Origin of the sequence: Streptomyces sp. NPDC059456 (assembly GCF_042750055.1) — a bacterium.
Classification (GTDB): Bacteria; Actinomycetota; Actinomycetes; order Streptomycetales; family Streptomycetaceae; genus Streptomyces.
On record NZ_JBHYVA010000209.1, the window covers coordinates 2,818 to 3,795 of the forward strand.

Consider the following 978-nt stretch of genomic DNA (forward strand, 5'->3'; position numbering starts at 1 on the left):
CTGTTAAAATTATCATCGCACTTGGCCCCCCCCCGGGACCAGGTACGGGGAGGGGGCCGTGTGAGGAACATCTAGACCTTGCGGACGGCGTTCGCGAGGATCGCGTCCCGCACGAACACCGCCAGACCGGGCCGAACCGCGTCGTAGTAGGCCGTGAACCGCTCGTCCGCGACGTACATCTCACCCAGGCACGTGTGCATCTCGTGCGAGCAGGTGTAGCAGTTGCGGTCGATCCAGTTCCGGTGCTCCTCGGCCACGTCCATGGCCTCCTCGGAGTCCGCTGCCGCACCGGCGCCGAGCAGCGCGGCGAACCGCCGGTTGATCCCGTCCGCCTCGTCCTGGAAGCGCTTCCAGTCCTCCTTCGTGTACGAGGCCGTCCGGCGGGCGGACTGCTCGTACGCGTCCGTGTGGCCCCAGCGCTGCTGCACCTCCTCCCCGTACTGGTCGGGGTCGAAGTCGCCGAAGACCTCGAACTTCTCCTCGGGCGTGAGATTGATGCCCATCCTCTGTGCCTCCATGGCGTGCTCCACGGCCTCGGCCATCTGCTGGAGCCGGGCGATCCGGTCGGACAGGAGGGCGTGCTGCCGGCGCAGGTGCTCCCTCGGGTTCGAGTCCGGATCGTCCAGCAGGACCGCGACCTCTTCGAGCGGGAAGCCGAGCTCCCGGTAGAACAGGATCCGCTGCAGCCGGTCCAGGTCGGCGTCGTCGTAACGCCGGTGGCCCGCGCTGCTGCGGGTGCTCGGGGAGAGCAGGCCGATCTCGTCGTAGTGGTGCAGGGTGCGCACCGTGATTCCGGCGAATCCGGCGACCTGTCCCACGGAGTAGCCCATCGTTTTCCGCTCCTCTGGTCGGTACGCCCTTCACTGTGGGTCCTCACGCCGCGTGAGGTGCAAGTCCCCCGGTCGGCGAGACCCGCAAGGCCCACCCGCAAGACCCGGGAGGGCCGCGGCGCCGTCGGCTCACACACGGGCCCGGCCT

At 68.8% G+C, this 978-nt stretch carries 1 protein-coding gene; it reads right to left on the reverse strand.

All coding sequences use genetic code 11. The features are described 5' to 3' along the window. Positions 1 to 71: 71 nt before the first annotated feature. On the reverse strand, positions 72 to 830 hold the full coding sequence (locus tag ACFXA3_RS19700) for a MerR family transcriptional regulator (RefSeq protein WP_385188375.1): 759 nt from the start codon (positions 828 to 830) through the stop codon (positions 72 to 74). Between the last annotated feature and the right edge of the window lie 148 nt (positions 831 to 978).